This window comes from Streptomyces sp. NPDC004667 (assembly GCF_040609475.1).
Classification (GTDB): Bacteria; Actinomycetota; Actinomycetes; order Streptomycetales; family Streptomycetaceae; genus Streptomyces.
In genome coordinates, this window is sequence record NZ_JBEXKC010000039.1 from 33,043 (window position 1) to 48,675 (window position 15,633).

Sequence of the window (15,633 nt, forward strand, 5' to 3'; positions counted from 1 at the left end):
TCACAGGGTCCGCAGCGCGCGGTCCAGGACGCGGACGCCGAAGTGGAGGGCGTCGACCGGGACCCGCTCGTCGACGCCGTGGAAGAGGGCCCAGTAGTCGAAGCCGGGCGGCAGCTTCAGCGGGGAGAAGCCGTAGCCGGTGATGCCGAGGCGGGAGAACTGTTTGGCGTCGGTGCCGCCGGCCATGCAGAAGGGGACCACGTGCGCGTCGGGGTCGAAGTGCTCGACGGCCCCGCGCAGGATCCCGTAGGTCCGCCCGTCCACGGGGGCTTCGAGGGCGACCTCGCGGTGGTGGAACTCCCAGTCCACGTGGGGCCCGGTGAGGGCGTCGAGGGTGGCGGCGAACTCGGCTTCGCCGCCGGGCAGCGTGCGCCCGTCGACGTACGCGGTGGCGCGTCCGGGGACGACGTTGAGCTTGTAACCGGCTTCCAGCATCGTCGGGTTGGCGCTGTTGCGGAGGGTGGCCTCCACCAGTGCGCCGGCCGGGCCCAGCTTGCCGAGGACGGCGTCGAGGTCGAAGCCGGGGGCGCGCGGATCCACCGACAGGCCCTGGAGGGCGGCGAGTTCGGCGATGCAGGCGGCCACCGTGTCGGTGAGCCGGACGGGCCATTCGTGTTCGCCGATGCGGGCGACGGCGGCGGCGAGCCGGCTGACGGCGTTGGCCTTGTTGGGCTTGGAGCCGTGTCCGGTGGTGCCGTGCGCGGTGAGCTTCAGCCAGGCGGTGCCGCGTTCGCCGGCCGCGATGGGGTAGAGGGACCGGCCGGGCCCGGTGTGGAGGGTGAAGGCTCCGGACTCGCTGATGCCCTCCGTACACCCCTCGAACAGGTGCGGGTGCTGGTCGGCGAGGAAGCCCGACCCGTCGACGGCGCTGTCCTCCTCGTCGGCGGTGTAGGCGATCACGATGTCCCGGCGCGGCCGGACGCCGTGGCGCGCCCAGGCCCGTACGACGGCGAGCACCATCGCGTCCATGTTCTTCATGTCGACCGCCCCGCGGCCCCAGACCACGCCGTCGCGGACCTCCCCGGAGAAGGGGTGCACGCTCCAGTCGGCGGCCTCGGCGGGGACCACGTCGAGGTGGCCGTGGACGAGGAGCGCGGGCGCGGTGGGGTCGCTGCCCTCGACGCGGGCCACCACGTTGGTCCGGCCGGGGGTGCGTTCCAGCAGGGCCGGCTCCAGTCCGGCGCCGGCGAGGCGTTCGGCGACGTACTCGGCGGCGGGCCGCTCGCGGCAGTCGCCGCCGCCCCGGTTGGCGGTGTCGATCCGGATCAGGTCGGAGGTGAAGGCGACGACCTCCTCGAAGGCCGCCGCGTCGAGCGTGCCGTTTTCGCCGTCCACCCATCGCATGTCAGCCATACTGCTCCTCCACGGCCGCGGAGACGACCGTCGTGACGGCTTTGAAGGTCCGGATCCCCTCGTACATGGTCCCACTGGTGTAGGCGATCCGGCGTTCGGCGCAGCGTTCGACCCCGGGCACCACGGTGGCGGCCATCGACAGGTGTTCGGCGTCGAACTCCACCTCCACCGCGAACGGACCGCCGCGTACCGGCTCGTACCGGACGGCGAGCGCGACCGCCTCTGCGGCGGCGGCCCGGATGTCGGCGGCGGTGCGGGCCGGGGTGCGGCAGACGGCGGCGTAGCGCGAGACGTGGTCCTTGACGGCGACGGTGCGCGCGTCGGGGGCGTAGGCGGCGGCGTCGGCGCAGGTCAGGTCGTCGCCGGTGACCAGGATGACGGGGACCCCGTACTCGGCGACGACGTGGGCGTTGAGCAGTCCCTCGCTGGCGCGCAGGCCGTTGAGCCAGACCCCGGTGATGGAGTTGGCGAGGTAGGTGTGGGCGAGGACGCCCTCGGCGCCGGCGCCCGTGTGGTAGCCGACGAAGGCGATGCCGTCGACGTCGCCGTGCTGCACGCCCTCGACCATGGAGAGGGACTTGTGGCGGCCGGTGAGCATCTCGGCCCGTGCGTCGAGCCGCTCCAGCAGCAGGTTGCGCATGGTCCAGTGGGCCTCGTTGACGAGGACCCGGTCGGCGCCGCCGTCGTAGAGGCCGAGCACGGCGGCGTTCACGTCCGAGGTGAACATGGCCCGGCAGCGCTCCCACTGGGCGGTCCCGGGCAGTACGTCGGCGGGCCAGGTGACGCCGGTGGCGCCTTCCATGTCGGCGGAGATGAGGATCTTCATCGTGCCCCCGGTGGGTCGGGTCGCGGAGGCCCCACCCTAGCCGCCCGGCCCGCTCCGGTCCCGGGGGCCACGCCCGGGGCGCGGCGCCGGGCGGGCCGGCCCTCGGGCCCGGTCGTGCGCCGGTCGTGCGCCGGGGTGGCGGGACGGGCGCCGGGCGGCTCACTCCGTCGCGGAAAACCACCCGAACCGGTGAGCCGCTTCCGGGGGCGTCGCGGCAACGGCCTTGCTCAGGACTCGACTTCCTTCGCGAGGTTCGCGAGGACGGTGTCGTAGATGCGGCCGAGGCCCTTGGGCGCGAAGGTGCGCTCGAAGAAGCCGCCGATCCCGCCCGCGCCGTTCCAGACGGTGCTGACCACGGCCTTGGACTTGCCCTCGCCCGCGGGGGTCACGGTCCAGGTGGTGACCATGGAGGAGTTGCGGTCCTTCTCCACGAGCCGGCCGTCGGTGGGCTCGGTGACCTCCAGCAGGCAGTCCCGGACGCGCTTGCTGGTGGCCTGGAGCTTCCAGTGGACCAGGGTGCCCTCGCCGTCGCCGCCCTCGCGGACCTCGTACTCGCTGAAGTGCTCGGGGAGCAGCTTGGAGCGGCTGCCGGTGTAGTCCGCGAGCGTGTCGAACACGGTCTCCGCGTCGGCCCCGATGATGCGCTCCGTGGTGGCCTCGACCTGCCCCATACCTGTTCCTCCAGCAATCGTTCTCGCTCGTCGGCGGCAAGCCAACCACCTCCGGGGCGGGCGCCCAAATCCGGGGCCCGGGGAAGCGCCCCGCGCGATCACGGGAACGCGCGTTCCCTTCCGGGGGCGGCGGGCCGGCACGCGGACGTCCGCGTGCCCGGCGGACCGGGGCCCCCGGGCCGACGCCCTCCGGGCCGCCCGGGGCGCCTCGCCGCCCCGGGGGAGCCCGTGACACCCGGGGGTACTCCATCTGCGGCCCGGGGAACGCGAGCGGTCCACGCCCCGGCCACGGCGCCGCCGCCCCCGCCCGGCCGGGCCGCGCGCACGGGCGTGCGCGGGCGGGCCGGGCGGGGGCGTCCCGGTACCGGCGCCGGGTCACCCGCCAAGTCCGCCGACCCGTGGCCGAATTCGGTGCCGACCCCGGCCGGGCACCGGGCGGACCGGGCCGCAGCCGCCGCGGAGCGGCCCCGGGGCCCGGCTCCCGCGGGTTCCGCCCGCGGTGATCACTCCGATGGCCGCGCGCGCCTGCCGAGGGGTCATCACATCGGGCCAATAGGCTGCCCAATCCCGTCTTCCCGCGACGGTTTCCGGGACGATTCCGCCCAGAACCCTCGGCTGGGAGGCCCCATGCTGCACCCCGTTCCGCATCCGTCGAAGAAGCGCGCCGCCGTACTGCTGTCGCTCTCCGCCATCGCCGCCGCCCTCACGAGCCCGGTGGTCGCGGCTCCGGCACCGGCCCCGGCGCCCGCGCCCGCCCCGGCCGCCGCCACCCTGCGCTGGACCGGCTGCGCGACGCCCCGCTACCCGACGCTCCAGTGCGCCTCCCTGAAGGTCCCGCTCGACCACGACCACCCGGCCGGGCGGCAGATCTCCCTGGCCCTGACCCGGGTCCCGCACACCGCCGCCACCTCCCAGGGCCCCCTGCTGGTCAACCCCGGCGGCCCGGGCGGCAGCGGGCGCGCCCTGGCCGGTTTCGTCGCCTCCACGCTGCCCAAGGACGTGGCCGGCCAGTACGACGTGATCGGCTTCGACCCCCGGGGCGTGGGCAAGAGCGAGCCCGTCCTGGACTGCGGGGCAGGTCACTTCAAGCCGGTCCGGCCCGACTCCGTACCCCTCGACCCGGCGACCGAGCAGGCCAACCTGGAGCGGGTGCGGTCCTTCGCCGAGTCCTGCCAGACCAGGCACGCGGACGTCCTCCCGTACGTGGGCACCGTCTCGGCCGCCCGCGACCTGGAGGTGCTGCGCACGGCCCTGGGCGCCGAGCGGCTCAGCTACTTCGGCTACTCCTACGGGACCTACCTGGGCGCGGTGTACGCCCGCCTCCACCCGGACCGGGTGCACCGTCTGGTGCTGGACTCCGTGGTCGACCCGGGCGGGGTCTGGTACGAGGACAACCTCGCCCAGGACCAGGCCTTCGACGCCCGCCACAAGTCCTTCCTGGCCTGGGTGGCCCAGTACGACGCCACCTACCACCTGGGCACCGACCCGGCCGCCGTCGAGGAGCGCTGGTACGCGATGCGCACGGCGCTGCGGTCCGCTCCGGCGGGCGGGAAGGTGGGGGCGGCGGAGCTGGAGGACACCTACATGCCGGGCGGCTACTACAACGGCTACTGGCCGGCCCTCGCCGAGGCCTTCGCCGCGTACGCGGTGCGCGAGGACCCGAAGCCGCTCGTGGCGGCGTACGAACGGTTCGGGGCGGTGGAGCCCTCGGCGGGCAACAGCTACAGCGTGTACACGGCGGTGCAGTGCCGGGATTCGGCCTGGCCCCGGGACTGGAACACGTGGCGGGCCGACATGTGGCGCACGCACGCCAAGGCGCCCTTCATGACCTGGAACAACGCCTGGTACAACGCCCCGTGCGCGTTCTGGAAGACGGAGCCCCTCCAGACGCCGGACGTGACGAACCACGACCTGCCCCCGGCGCTGCTGTTCCAGGCGACCGAGGACGCGGCGACCCCCTTCGAGGGCGCCGTGACCATGCACGACAAGCTGGCCGGCTCGGCGCTGGTGGTGGAGGAGGGCGGCGGCAACCACGGCGTCGCCCTGAGCGGGAACAAGTGCCTGGACGAGAAGCTCGCCGCGTACCTGAGGACGGGTCAGGCCGCGGACGCCACCTGCCCGGCCCAGCCCGCCCCCAAGCCGGCCGCCGCGACGCGCGCGGTGCCGCCGTCGGCCGGCGGAGCCGCCCTGCACGGGCTGCTGGGGTTCCGCGGCTGAACCCTCCCCCGAAGGGCGGGCGCGGGGCCGGTCACGCGTCCGGGTGCCCGGCCACCAGCCGGCCCAGGGCGTCGGTGGCCGCCGCCGCCAGCCGGGGGTGGGCCTGGGCCCGGACCAGGACGTCCCGGGCCCGCGGGTCGGCCAGCGCCCCGAGCCCCTCGACGCAGGCGAGGGCCACCCGCCAGTACGGGTCGTGCGGCGCGAGCAGCCTCGACAGGGTGGCCATCAGGGCCGGGGCCGACTCGGGGGCCCGCAGCGCGGCCAGCAGCCGGACCGGGTGCAGGGCGTAGGCGGTGCGCAGGGCGTTCGTCGCCAGCGCCGCCGCCGCGCGGGCGGTGCGCGGGTCCCCGAGGACGGCGAGGGCCTGCGCGGCGGCCTCGCAGCGCGCCGGGTCCCGGTGGTTGAGGAGCAGGACCAGCGGCTCGAAGGCACGCCGGTCCCGGGCCAGGCCGAGCCGGTAGGCCGCCAGTTCGCGCGCCCACAGGCGCAGCCCGGCGGAGGTCAGCGACGCGGCCAGCGCATCGGGCCCCGCCACGAGCAGCTCCTCGTACTCCGGCGATCCGTCCGCCTCGGCCCGCAGGCGCTCCAACACGTCGTTCACACGGCCACACTAGGGCGCGGCGGGCCTCGCCACGCCCGGTTCGGCGGAGTTCGCGGGCGCTTCTGATCGATCATCGATGATCGGTACATTTGGGCGGTACAGGTCACATCTCCGCGCTCTGGCGCGCCAGTTACCGCGGGGTTAATGTCGTTCCACACGCACGGGACCGGCCTGGTGACGCAGCCGCCCGTGTCAGTCGGTTCACCGCACCACCTTCACTCACGGCAGGACCCCGGGACAGGGTCGTGCCGCCCAGGCCCGCCGCACCCGGTCTCCCCGGGCGCGAGCACTCCGGGCCCGCCCCGCACGGCACGCCCGTACGGCTCCGCGCGCACCGCGTCGACGCCCCGCGTCCCCGCACCGCGCCCCCGCACGTCCCCGCACCCTTCGCCGTACGGCACCCCGCGCGCGCACCGTGCGCCGCGCGCGCTTCCCAGTCGTCACCCTCATTCCACTGGAGTCCCGCGATGGACCTTCCGTCCACGTCCGGTCAGTCCACCCCGTCCGGCAGTCCGCGCACCGTCGCCGTCGTCGGCCTCGGCACGATGGGCACCGGCATCGCCGAGGTCCTCGCCCGGGCCGGCCGCGAGGTCATCGGCATCGACGTCAGCGAGGCCGCCGCCCGCCGGGCCACCGCCTCCCTCGCCGCCGCCACGGCCCGCTCCGTCGCCAAGGAGCGCCTCACCGAGCAGGAGCGCGAGGGGGTCCTGGCCCGCTTCCGCACCTTCACCGACCTCGGCGCCGCGGCCGACGCCGACCTCGTCATCGAGGTGGTCCCGGAGGACTACGACCTCAAGCACCGCCTCTTCGACGAGCTCGACGCGATCGTGCGCCCCGACACGATCCTGGCCACCGGCACCAACGCCCTGTCGGTGACCCGGCTCGCCGCCGAGTCGCTGCGCCCCGAGCGGGTGCTCGGCCTGCACTTCTTCAACCCGGCCCCGGCGATGAAGCTCGTGGAGATCGTCTCCTGCGTGCTGACCGCGCCCCCGGCCGTCGAGGCGGTCACCGAGCTGGCCCGCGAGCTGGGCAAGCAGCCCGTCGCGGTGGGCGACCGGCCCGGTTTCGTTGCCGACGGCCTTCTCTTCGGCTACCTCAACCAGGCCGCCGCCATGTACGAGGCGAAGTACGCCTCCCGCGAGGACATCGACGCGGCGATGCGGCTGGGCTGCGGGCTGCCGATGGGCCCGCTGGCGCTCCTCGACCTGATCGGCGTGGACACCGCGCGCACCGTGCTGGAGGCCATGTACGCCTCCTCCGGCGACCGGCTGCACGCCCCGGCCCCGATCCTCGGCCACCTCGCCGAGGCCGGGCTGACCGGCCAGAAGTCGGGCCGCGGGTTCTACACCTACGAGGCGCCGGGCAGCGCGGTGGTCGTCCGCGACCTGCAGACCCCGCTGGACGGGTCCCTGCTGGGCACGGGCCGTGCGGTCTCCTCGGTGGGCGTGGCCGGCTCGGGGACCATGGCGAGCGGCATCGCCCAGGTCTTCGCGCAGGCCGGCTACGACGTGGTGCTGGCGGCCCGCAGCCAGGAGAAGGCCGAGGCCGCGAAGGCCGCGATCGGGAAGTCCTTGGGCCGTGCGGTGTCCAAGGGCCGCCTGACCGAGGAGGCCGCCGCGCAGACCCTCGGCCGAATCACCCCGGCCGGTTCGCTGGAGGCCTTCGCCGAGGTGGACCTGGCGGTGGAGGCCGTCGCCGAGGACCTGGCCGTCAAGCAGGAGCTCTTCGCGGGCCTGGACAAGGTGTGCAAGCCGGGCGCGGTCCTGGCCACCACCACCTCCTCGCTCCCGGTGATCGCCGTCGCACGGGCCACGGCGCGTCCCCAGGACGTGATCGGCATGCACTTCTTCAACCCGGCCCCGGCCATGAAGCTGGTCGAGGTGGTCCGGACCGTCCTGACGGCCGACGACGTGCACGCCACCGTCCGCGAGGTCTGCACGAAGGTGCGCAAGCACCCGGTGGACTGCGGGGACCGGGCGGGCTTCATCGTGAACGCGCTGCTGTTCCCGTACCTGAACAACGCGATCAAGATGGTCGAGCAGCACTACGCCGGCATCGACGACATCGACGCCGCGATGAAGCTGGGCGGCGGGTACCCGATGGGGCCCTTCGAGCTGCTCGACGTGGTCGGCCTGGACGTGTCGCTCGCCATCGAGAAGGTGCTCCACCAGGAGTTCCGCGACCCCGGCCTGGCCCCCTCCCCGCTGTTGGAGCACCTGGTCGCGGCGGGCTGCCTGGGCCGGAAGACCGGCCGCGGATTCCGTGAGTACGCCCGCCGGTAAGGGGACTCCCCCCGATCCGGCGGTCCACGAGCAGGATGCGTGGGGAGGGCTGCTCGGGTCCGCCGGACCCTCACGGCGGACGAACCCTCCCGGGCCCAGTGCGGGCCCTCCCCCGCATCCACCCCTGTCCGACCCCCCACAGGCGCGCTCCCCCGCGCGAATGAAGTACTTTCGCTCTATGTCCCAGCCGGCCAAGACCTCACCCCGCGCCTCCTCGGCCTCCGACGCCCCGGAGAGCGCGGCGGGCACGCGGGCCGCAGCCCAGCGGCTCAAGATGCGCCGCGAGCTCGCCGCGGCGGCCATGGAGCTCTTCGCGACGAAGGGGTACGAGGCCACCACGGTCGACGAGATCGCCGCGACCGCCGGGGTGGCCCGGCGGACCTTCTTCCGGCACTTCCGCTCCAAGGAAGAGGCGATCTTCCCGGACCACGACGACACCCTGATCCGCGCCGAGGCGGTGCTGGACGTGGCCCCGGCGCACGAGCACCCGCTCGACACGGTGTGCCGGGGGATCAAGGAAGTCATGAAGATGTACGCCGCCTCGCCGGCGGTGTCGGTGGAGCGCTACCGGCTGACCCGCGAGGTGCCGGCGCTGCGGGAGCGGGAGATCGCCTCGGTGGCCCGCTACGAGCGGCTGTTCACCCGCTACCTGCTGGCCCACTTCGACGAGCAGGACCACCACGACGGCAACGACGATCCGCTGCTGGCCGAGGTGGCCGCCTCGGCGGTGGTCACCGCCCACAACCACGTGCTGCGGCGCTGGCTGCGGGCCGGTGGGCAGGGGGACGTGGAGGCGCAGCTGGACCACGCCTTCTCGATCGTCCGCAAGACCTTCGGCTCCGGGATCGGCGCGGGGCGCACGGCCGTCGCGGACGTCCCGGCCCCGGCTCCGCAGGCGGCCGTCCGCACCGAGGGCGAGGTGCTGGTCGCGGTGGCCCGGACCGACGCCCCGCTCGACGAGGTCATGAGGACCATCGAAGAGGCACTCAGGAACAGGTAGTCACGCTCGTCACAGTGGCCGCTCCCGATTCGGGGGCGGCCACTTTCGTTTGTCCGACTTGCCCCTACTCACGGGTAACTCTGATCGATCATCGCTCATCTGCGCAGGTCAATAGGCAAATGAGAGAAAGTTTTGGCACGCGGTGCCTTGCTGAGTGACACGGGGTGCCATACGTTGAATCTCGTCCGGATGTCCCCGCGGCCCACGCCCACTCGGCACGGAACGCGCCCCGGATGCCTGCGTCACCAGGCCCCGCGCACCTCACCACGGGTGCGCCAGCACCACCGCTCCGCCGGACCGACGGCACTCGCAGCACCCACCCGCTCCCACGCACGCAACGCGTACCCCTCAGCGCACCCTCATCAGCGCTCAGCCGGAGGCAACACCGTGAAGGACATCCTGGACGCGATCCAGTCGCAGGCCGCTACGCCCGCCGACTTCGCGAATCTGCCGCTCCCCGACTCGTACCGCGCGATCACCGTGCACAAGGACGAGGCGGAGATGTTCGCCGGGCTCACCACCCGTGAGAAGGACCCCCGCAAGTCCCTGCACCTCGACCAGGTCCCGGTCCCCGAACTCGGTCCGGGCGAGGCCCTCGTGGCCGTCATGGCCTCCTCGGTCAACTACAACTCCGTGTGGACCTCGATCTTCGAGCCGGTCTCCACCTTCAGCTTCCTGGAGCGCTACGGGCGCCTCTCGGAGCTCACCAAGCGCCACGACCTCCCGTACCACGTCATCGGCTCCGACCTCGCGGGCGTCGTGCTGCGCACCGGTCCCGGCGTCAACGCCTGGAAGCCGGGCGACGAGGTCGTCGCGCACTGCCTCTCGGTCGAGCTGGAGTCCTCCGACGGCCACAACGACACGATGCTCGACCCCGAGCAGCGGATCTGGGGCTTCGAGACCAACTTCGGCGGCCTGGCGGAGATCGCACTCGTCAAGTCCAACCAGCTGATGCCCAAGCCGGACCACCTCAGCTGGGAGGAGGCCGCGTCCCCGGGCCTGGTCAACTCGACCGCGTACCGCCAGCTGGTCTCCCGCAACGGCGCCGGGATGAAGCAGGGCGACAACGTCCTGATCTGGGGCGCCAGCGGCGGCCTCGGTTCCTACGCCACCCAGTTCGCGCTGGCCGGCGGCGCCAACCCGATCTGCGTCGTCTCCTCCCCCGAGAAGGCCGACATCTGCCGGGCCATGGGCGCGACCGCGGTCATCGACCGCAACGCCGAGGGCTACAAGTTCTGGAAGGACGAGCACACCCAGGACCCCAAGGAGTGGAAGCGCTTCGGCAAGCGCATCCGCGAGCTGACCGGCGGCGAGGACATCGACATCGTCTTCGAGCACCCCGGCCGCGAGACCTTCGGCGCCAGCGTCTACGTCACCCGCAAGGGCGGCACCATCACCACCTGCGCCTCCACCTCCGGCTACATGCACGAGTACGACAACCGCTACCTGTGGATGTCGCTGAAGCGGATCATCGGCTCGCACTTCGCGAACTACCGCGAGGCGTGGGAGGCCAACCGCCTGGTCGCCAAGGGCAAGATCCACCCCACCCTCTCCAAGGTCTACTCCCTGGAGGAGACCGGACAGGCCGCCTACGACGTCCACCGCAACCTCCACCAGGGCAAGGTCGGCGTCCTCGCCCTCGCCCCCGAAGAGGGCCTGGGCGTCCGCGACCACGAGCTGCGCGCACAGCACCTCGACGCGATCAACCGCTTCCGCAACGTCTGAGTCCGCTCAAAGGCCATAAGGATCGCCTGAGATGACAGAGCGCCAGAAAGACCGTCCGTGGCTCATGCGGACGTACGCCGGCCACTCCACGGCCGAGGCGTCCAACGAGCTGTACCGCCGCAACCTCGCCAAGGGCCAGACCGGCCTGTCGGTCGCGTTCGACCTCCCGACGCAGACCGGCTACGACCCCGACCACATCCTCGCCCGCGGCGAGGTGGGCCGGGTCGGGGTCCCGGTCTCCCACCTGGGCGACATGCGGCGGCTGTTCCAGGACATCCCCCTGGAACAGATGAACACCTCGATGACGATCAACGCCACCGCCATGTGGCTGCTGGCGCTCTACCAGGTGGCCGCCGAGGAGCAGGGAGCGGACGTCTCCCTGCTCCAGGGCACCACCCAGAACGACATCGTCAAGGAGTACCTCTCGCGCGGGACGCACGTCTTCCCGCCCGGGCCGTCGCTCCGGCTGACGACGGACATGATCGCGTACACGGTCAACCACATCCCGAAGTGGAACCCGATCAACATCTGCTCGTACCACCTCCAGGAGGCCGGGGCCACCCCGGTCCAGGAGATCTCGTACGCGATGTCCACCGCGATCGCCGTCCTGGACTCGGTGCGCGACTCGGGCCAGGTGCCCGAGGAGCGCTTCGGCGAGGTGGTCGCCCGTATCTCCTTCTTCGTGAACGCGGGCGTCCGCTTCATCGAGGAGATGTGCAAGATGCGCGCCTTCGGCCGGATCTGGGACCAGGTCACCCGCGAGCGCTACGGCATCGAGAACGACAAGCAGCGCCGCTTCCGCTACGGCGTCCAGGTCAACTCCCTGGGCCTGACGGAGGCGCAGCCCGAGAACAACGTCCAGCGGATCGTCCTGGAGATGCTGGCCGTCACCCTCTCCAAGGACGCCCGGGCCCGCGCCGTGCAGCTGCCCGCCTGGAACGAGGCGCTGGGTCTGCCCCGGCCCTGGGACCAGCAGTGGTCGCTGCGCATCCAGCAGGTCCTGGCGCACGAGAGCGACCTGCTGGAGTACGAGGACATCTTCGCGGGCTCGCACGTGATCGAGGCCAAGGTGGAGTCCCTCGTGGCGGAGTGCCGGGCCGAGATCGACCGGATCCAGGAGATGGGCGGTGCCATGGCCGCCGTCGAGTCCGGGTACCTGAAGGGCGAGCTCGTCGCCTCGCACGCCGAACGGCGCGCCCGGATCGAGGCCGGCGAGGACAAGATCGTCGGCGTCAACTGCTTCCAGCAGACCGAGGAGAACCCGCTCACCGCCGACCTGGACGGCGCCATCATGACGGTGGACGGGGCCGTGGAGGAGCTGACCGTCGAGCGGATCCGCCGCTGGCGGGCCGAGCGGCAGGAGTCCTCGGACCGGCAGGGCGGCGGCGACCCGTTCGTCTTCCCGACCGTCGGACAGGCCCTGGACCGGCTGAAGGAGGCCGCCGCGGGGACCGAGAACCTGATGGAGGCCACCCTGGAGTGCGCCCGCGCGGGCGTCACCACCGGCGAGTGGGCGAGCGCCCTGCGCGAGGTGTTCGGCGAGTTCCGCGCCCCGACCGGGGTCTCCTCGGCCCCGGTGGCCGTCACCGCCGAGCCGGGCACTCCGATGGCCCTGGTCCGCGAGAAGGTCTCCCGCACGGCGGACGAGCTGGGCTCCGGCCGGCTGCGCCTGCTGGTCGGCAAGCCCGGCCTGGACGGGCACTCCAACGGTGCCGAGCAGATCGCCGTCCGGGCCCGCGACGCCGGCTTCGAGGTGGTCTACCAGGGCATCCGGCTGACCCCCGAGGAGATCTCCTCCGCGGCGCTGGCCGAGGACGTGCACTGCGTGGGACTGTCCATCCTGTCCGGTTCGCACTGCGCGCTCGTCCCGGACGTCCTGGAACGCCTGCGCACGGCGGGGGCGGGTGACGTCCCGGTCATCGTGGGGGGCATCATTCCGAACGCCGACGCCGTCACGCTGAAGGAGGCCGGGGTGGCCGCCGTGTTCACCCCCAAGGACTTCGGCATAACGGAGATCATCGGCCGTATCGTCGACGAGATCCGCAAGGCCAACAAGCTCCACCCCCTCACCATCGTTGAAAGCACGGAGGTCCCCGCATGACCACGCCCTCTTCCCCGGTCAACCGGCTGCGCCCGCGCCGTTCCTGCCTCGCGGTGCCGGGTTCCAACCCGCGGTTCCTGGAGAAGGCCCAGGGCCTGCCCGCGGACCAGGTCTTCCTCGACCTGGAGGACGCCTGCGCCCCGCTCGCCAAGGAAGGCGCCCGCCACACGATCGTGGACGCGCTGAACAACGGCGACTGGACCGGCAAGACCCGTGTGGTGCGCGTCAACGACTGGACCACCCACTGGACGTACCGCGACGTCATCACCGTCGTCGAGGGCGCCGGCCAGAACCTCGACTGCATCATGCTGCCGAAGGTCCAGGACGCCCAGCAGGTCGTGGCGCTGGACCTGCTGCTGACGCAGATCGAGAAGACGATGGGCTTCGAGGTCGGCAAGATCGGCATCGAGGCGCAGATCGAGAACGCCAAGGGCCTGGTGAACGTCGACGCGATCGCCGGCGCCTCGCCGCGCCTGGAGACCATCATCTTCGGCCCGGCCGACTTCATGGCCTCGATCAACATGAAGTCCCTGGTCGTGGGCATGCAGCCGCCCGGCTACCCGGCGGACGCCTACCACTACATCCTGATGCGGATCCTGATGGCGGCCCGCATGCACGACCTCCAGGCGATCGACGGCCCCTTCCTGCAGATCCGCGACGTGGACGCCTACCGCGAGGTGGCCGGCCGCGCCGCCGCCCTGGGCTTCGACGGCAAGTGGGTCCTGCACCCCGGCCAGGTCGACGCCGCCAACGAGGTCTTCTCCCCCTCCCAGGAGGACTACGACCACTCCGAGCTGATCCTCGACGCGTACGACTGGTGCACCTCCGAGGCGGGCGGCAAGAAGGGCTCCGCGATGCTCGGCGACGAGATGATCGACGAGGCCAGCCGCAAGATGGCCCTGGTCATCGCGGGCAAGGGCCGGGCCGCCGGCATGCAGCGCACCAGCAAGTTCGAGATCCCGGAGGCCTGAGCGATGCAGTTCGGACGCACCTACGAAGAGTTCGAGGTCGGCGCGGTCTACAAGCACTGGCCCGGAAAGACGGTCACGGAGTACGACGACCACCTCTTCTGCCTGCTGACCATGAACCACCACCCGCTCCACATGGACAGCAACTACGCCGAGAACACCACGGACTTCGGCAAGAACGTGGTCGTGGGCAACTACATCTACTCGCTGCTGCTGGGCATGTCCGTGCCGGACGTCTCCGGGAAGGCCATCGCCAACCTGGAGATCGAGTCCCTGCGGCACGTGGCGCCTACCTTCCACGGCGACACGATCTACGGCGAGACCACGGTCCTGGACAAGACCCCGTCGAAGTCGAAGAACGACCGCGGGATCGTCTACGTCGAGACCAAGGGCTACAAGCAGGACGGCACCCTCGTCTGCGTCTTCCGGCGCAAGGTGATGGTCCCGACCGAGACGTACATCAAGGAGCGCGGCGGCGAACAGCCCGGCCGGCCCACGCTGAAGGAACAGGGGAAGTAGCCATGGCCCGACTCGCCCAGACCGCCGGGCTCACGGACGTCCAGCGGGAGATCCTGAAGACCGTCCGCGAGTTCGTCGACAAGGAGATCATCCCGGTCGCGACCGAGCTGGAGCACCGCGACGAGTACCCGCAGCAGATCGTCGACGGTCTCAAGGAGCTCGGCCTGTTCGGCCTGATGATCCCCGAGGAGTACGGCGGCCTGGGTGAGTCGTTGCTCACCTACGCGCTGTGCGTCGAGGAGATAGCCCGCGGCTGGATGTCCGTCTCGGGCATCATCAACACCCACTTCATCGTGGCGTACATGCTCAAGCAGCACGGCACGCAGGAGCAGAAGGACCACTTCCTGCCGCGGATGGCGCTGGGCGAGGTCCGGGGCGCGTTCTCGATGTCCGAGCCGGGCCTGGGCTCGGACGTGTCGGCCATCACGTCCAAGGCGGTGAAGGACGGCGACGAGTACGTCCTGAACGGCCAGAAGATGTGGCTGACGAACGGCGGGACGTCCACCCTGGTGGCCGTCCTGGTCCGGAGTGACGAAGGACACCCCGAGGGCACGGCGCCCCACAAGTCGATGACCACCTTCCTCGTGGAGAAGGAGCCGGGCTTCGGAGAGGTCCGTCCGGGCCTGACGATTCCGGGCAAGATCGACAAGATGGGCTACAAGGGTGTCGACACGACCGAGCTGATCATGGACGGACTGCGCATTCCGGCCAATCGTGTCCTCGGCGGCCAGACGGGCCGAGGGTTTTACCAAATGATGGACGGCGTCGAGGTCGGCCGCGTCAACGTGGCGGCCCGTGGCTGTGGCGTCGCTCAGCGTGCGTTCGAGCTGGGTGTCTCCTATGCCCAGCAACGTCACACTTTCGGCAAGGCGATCGCCGAGCACCAGGCCATCCAGTTCAAGCTGGCCGAGATGGCTACCAAGGTCGAAGCCGCCCATGCGATGATGGTCAATGCAGCACGCAAAAAGGACTCCGGGGAACGAAACGACCTCGAAGCCGGGATGGCGAAGTACCTCGCCTCCGAATACTGCAAGGAGGTCGTGGAGGATGCCTTCCGCATCCACGGCGGCTACGGATTCTCGAAGGAGTACGAGATCGAGCGCCTCTACCGGGAGGCGCCGATGCTGCTGATCGGCGAGGGTACCGCCGAAATCCAGAAAATGATCATCGGGCGACGCCTGCTCGAGGAGTACCGGATCCAGGGCTGAAAGTCCCTTTTGCTGTGAATCGCCCAGCGATTCACAGCAAAAGAGTCACTAGCAGTCACGGGTCTTGGGCCATCGACTCGGCTTCTGGCTTGCCCAGTTGTTGCGCGCAACCGATAGCATTCCAGTAAAGCCGCCGTCCCGTCCCCCCGTTTGCGGCGCGGC

12 protein-coding genes are annotated in these 15,633 nt (G+C 71.5%); 8 read left to right on the plus strand and 4 right to left on the minus strand.

Annotation, left to right across the window (positions count from 1 at the left end):
• The 3 genes from ABZW32_RS22035 to ABZW32_RS22045 form a co-directional block, all read right to left on the minus strand.
• A complete protein-coding gene (locus ABZW32_RS22035; RefSeq protein WP_356218308.1) occupies nt 1–1,344 on the minus strand; it encodes a M20/M25/M40 family metallo-hydrolase in 1,344 nt (447 codons plus the stop codon).
• 1 nt (nt 1,345) lies between these two features.
• Entirely contained in the window at nt 1,346–2,179 is an 834-nt protein-coding gene (locus ABZW32_RS22040) for a M55 family metallopeptidase (RefSeq protein ID WP_356218255.1), read from the minus strand.
• Between the two features lie 227 nt (nt 2,180–2,406).
• Nucleotides 2,407–2,850 carry an SRPBCC family protein gene (locus ABZW32_RS22045; protein WP_356218257.1) on the minus strand — a complete coding sequence of 148 codons (444 nt, stop codon included), beginning with the start codon at nt 2,848–2,850 and terminating at the stop codon, nt 2,407–2,409.
• Between the two features lie 627 nt (nt 2,851–3,477).
• Here ABZW32_RS22045 and ABZW32_RS22050 point away from each other — a divergent pair.
• Nucleotides 3,478–5,067: an alpha/beta hydrolase gene (locus ABZW32_RS22050; protein WP_356218258.1), complete on the plus strand. Its 1,590-nt coding sequence runs from the start codon at nt 3,478–3,480 to the stop codon at nt 5,065–5,067.
• Nucleotides 5,068–5,098: 31 nt separating this feature from the next.
• Here the strand turns inward: ABZW32_RS22050 and ABZW32_RS22055 are convergent, their stop codons facing one another.
• Complete coding sequence (locus ABZW32_RS22055; RefSeq protein ID WP_356218260.1) at nt 5,099–5,668, minus strand: adenylosuccinate lyase; 570 nt, start codon at nt 5,666–5,668, stop codon at nt 5,099–5,101.
• A 467-nt stretch (nt 5,669–6,135) separates the two neighbouring features.
• On the opposite strand from ABZW32_RS22055, the gene ABZW32_RS22060 reads away from it, so the two are divergent.
• From ABZW32_RS22060 to ABZW32_RS22090, 7 genes are all read left to right on the plus strand, one after another.
• Nucleotides 6,136–7,950 carry a 3-hydroxybutyryl-CoA dehydrogenase gene (locus tag ABZW32_RS22060; RefSeq protein ID WP_356218261.1) on the plus strand — a complete coding sequence of 605 codons (1,815 nt, stop codon included), beginning with the start codon at nt 6,136–6,138 and terminating at the stop codon, nt 7,948–7,950.
• Nucleotides 7,951–8,128: 178 nt separating this feature from the next.
• Entirely contained in the window at nt 8,129–8,950 is an 822-nt protein-coding gene (locus ABZW32_RS22065) for a TetR family transcriptional regulator (protein ID WP_356218263.1), read from the plus strand.
• Nucleotides 8,951–9,337: 387 nt separating this feature from the next.
• Nucleotides 9,338–10,675, plus strand: coding sequence for a crotonyl-CoA carboxylase/reductase (gene ccrA, locus ABZW32_RS22070; protein ID WP_356218265.1), 1,338 nt, complete (start codon nt 9,338–9,340; stop codon nt 10,673–10,675).
• A 31-nt stretch (nt 10,676–10,706) separates the two neighbouring features.
• Nucleotides 10,707–12,776 (plus strand): protein meaA, encoded by a 2,070-nt coding sequence (locus ABZW32_RS22075; protein WP_356218267.1) that lies wholly within the window; start codon nt 10,707–10,709, stop codon nt 12,774–12,776.
• Entirely contained in the window at nt 12,773–13,747 is a 975-nt protein-coding gene (locus ABZW32_RS22080; protein ID WP_280916825.1) for a CoA ester lyase, read from the plus strand. The genes ABZW32_RS22075 and ABZW32_RS22080 overlap by 4 nt, the downstream gene beginning before the upstream one ends.
• A 3-nt stretch (nt 13,748–13,750) precedes the next feature.
• Nucleotides 13,751–14,263, plus strand: coding sequence for a MaoC family dehydratase (locus ABZW32_RS22085; RefSeq protein WP_030010163.1), 513 nt, complete (start codon nt 13,751–13,753; stop codon nt 14,261–14,263).
• A 2-nt stretch (nt 14,264–14,265) separates the two neighbouring features.
• Nucleotides 14,266–15,471: an acyl-CoA dehydrogenase family protein gene (locus ABZW32_RS22090; RefSeq protein ID WP_356218270.1), complete on the plus strand. Its 1,206-nt coding sequence runs from the start codon at nt 14,266–14,268 to the stop codon at nt 15,469–15,471.
• The last annotated feature ends 162 nt before the right edge of the window (nt 15,472–15,633 follow it).

What these genes read in the sequence shown, in the direction of transcription:
- ABZW32_RS22035 (WP_356218308.1), bottom strand. Translation starts at nt 1,344, where the DNA reads ATGCGATGGGTGGACGGCGAAAACGGCACGCTCGACGCGGCGGCCTTC.
- ABZW32_RS22040 (WP_356218255.1), bottom strand. Translation starts at nt 2,179, where the DNA reads ATGAAGATCCTCATCTCCGCCGACATGGAAGGCGCCACCGGCGTCACC.
- ABZW32_RS22045 (WP_356218257.1), bottom strand. Translation starts at nt 2,850, where the DNA reads ATGGGGCAGGTCGAGGCCACCACGGAGCGCATCATCGGGGCCGACGCG.
- ABZW32_RS22050 (WP_356218258.1), top strand. Translation starts at nt 3,478, where the DNA reads ATGCTGCACCCCGTTCCGCATCCGTCGAAGAAGCGCGCCGCCGTACTG.
- ABZW32_RS22060 (WP_356218261.1), top strand. Translation starts at nt 6,136, where the DNA reads ATGGACCTTCCGTCCACGTCCGGTCAGTCCACCCCGTCCGGCAGTCCG.
- ABZW32_RS22065 (WP_356218263.1), top strand. Translation starts at nt 8,129, where the DNA reads ATGTCCCAGCCGGCCAAGACCTCACCCCGCGCCTCCTCGGCCTCCGAC.
- ABZW32_RS22075 (WP_356218267.1), top strand. Translation starts at nt 10,707, where the DNA reads ATGACAGAGCGCCAGAAAGACCGTCCGTGGCTCATGCGGACGTACGCC.
- ABZW32_RS22080 (WP_280916825.1), top strand. Translation starts at nt 12,773, where the DNA reads ATGACCACGCCCTCTTCCCCGGTCAACCGGCTGCGCCCGCGCCGTTCC.
- ABZW32_RS22085 (WP_030010163.1), top strand. Translation starts at nt 13,751, where the DNA reads ATGCAGTTCGGACGCACCTACGAAGAGTTCGAGGTCGGCGCGGTCTAC.
- ABZW32_RS22090 (WP_356218270.1), top strand. Translation starts at nt 14,266, where the DNA reads ATGGCCCGACTCGCCCAGACCGCCGGGCTCACGGACGTCCAGCGGGAG.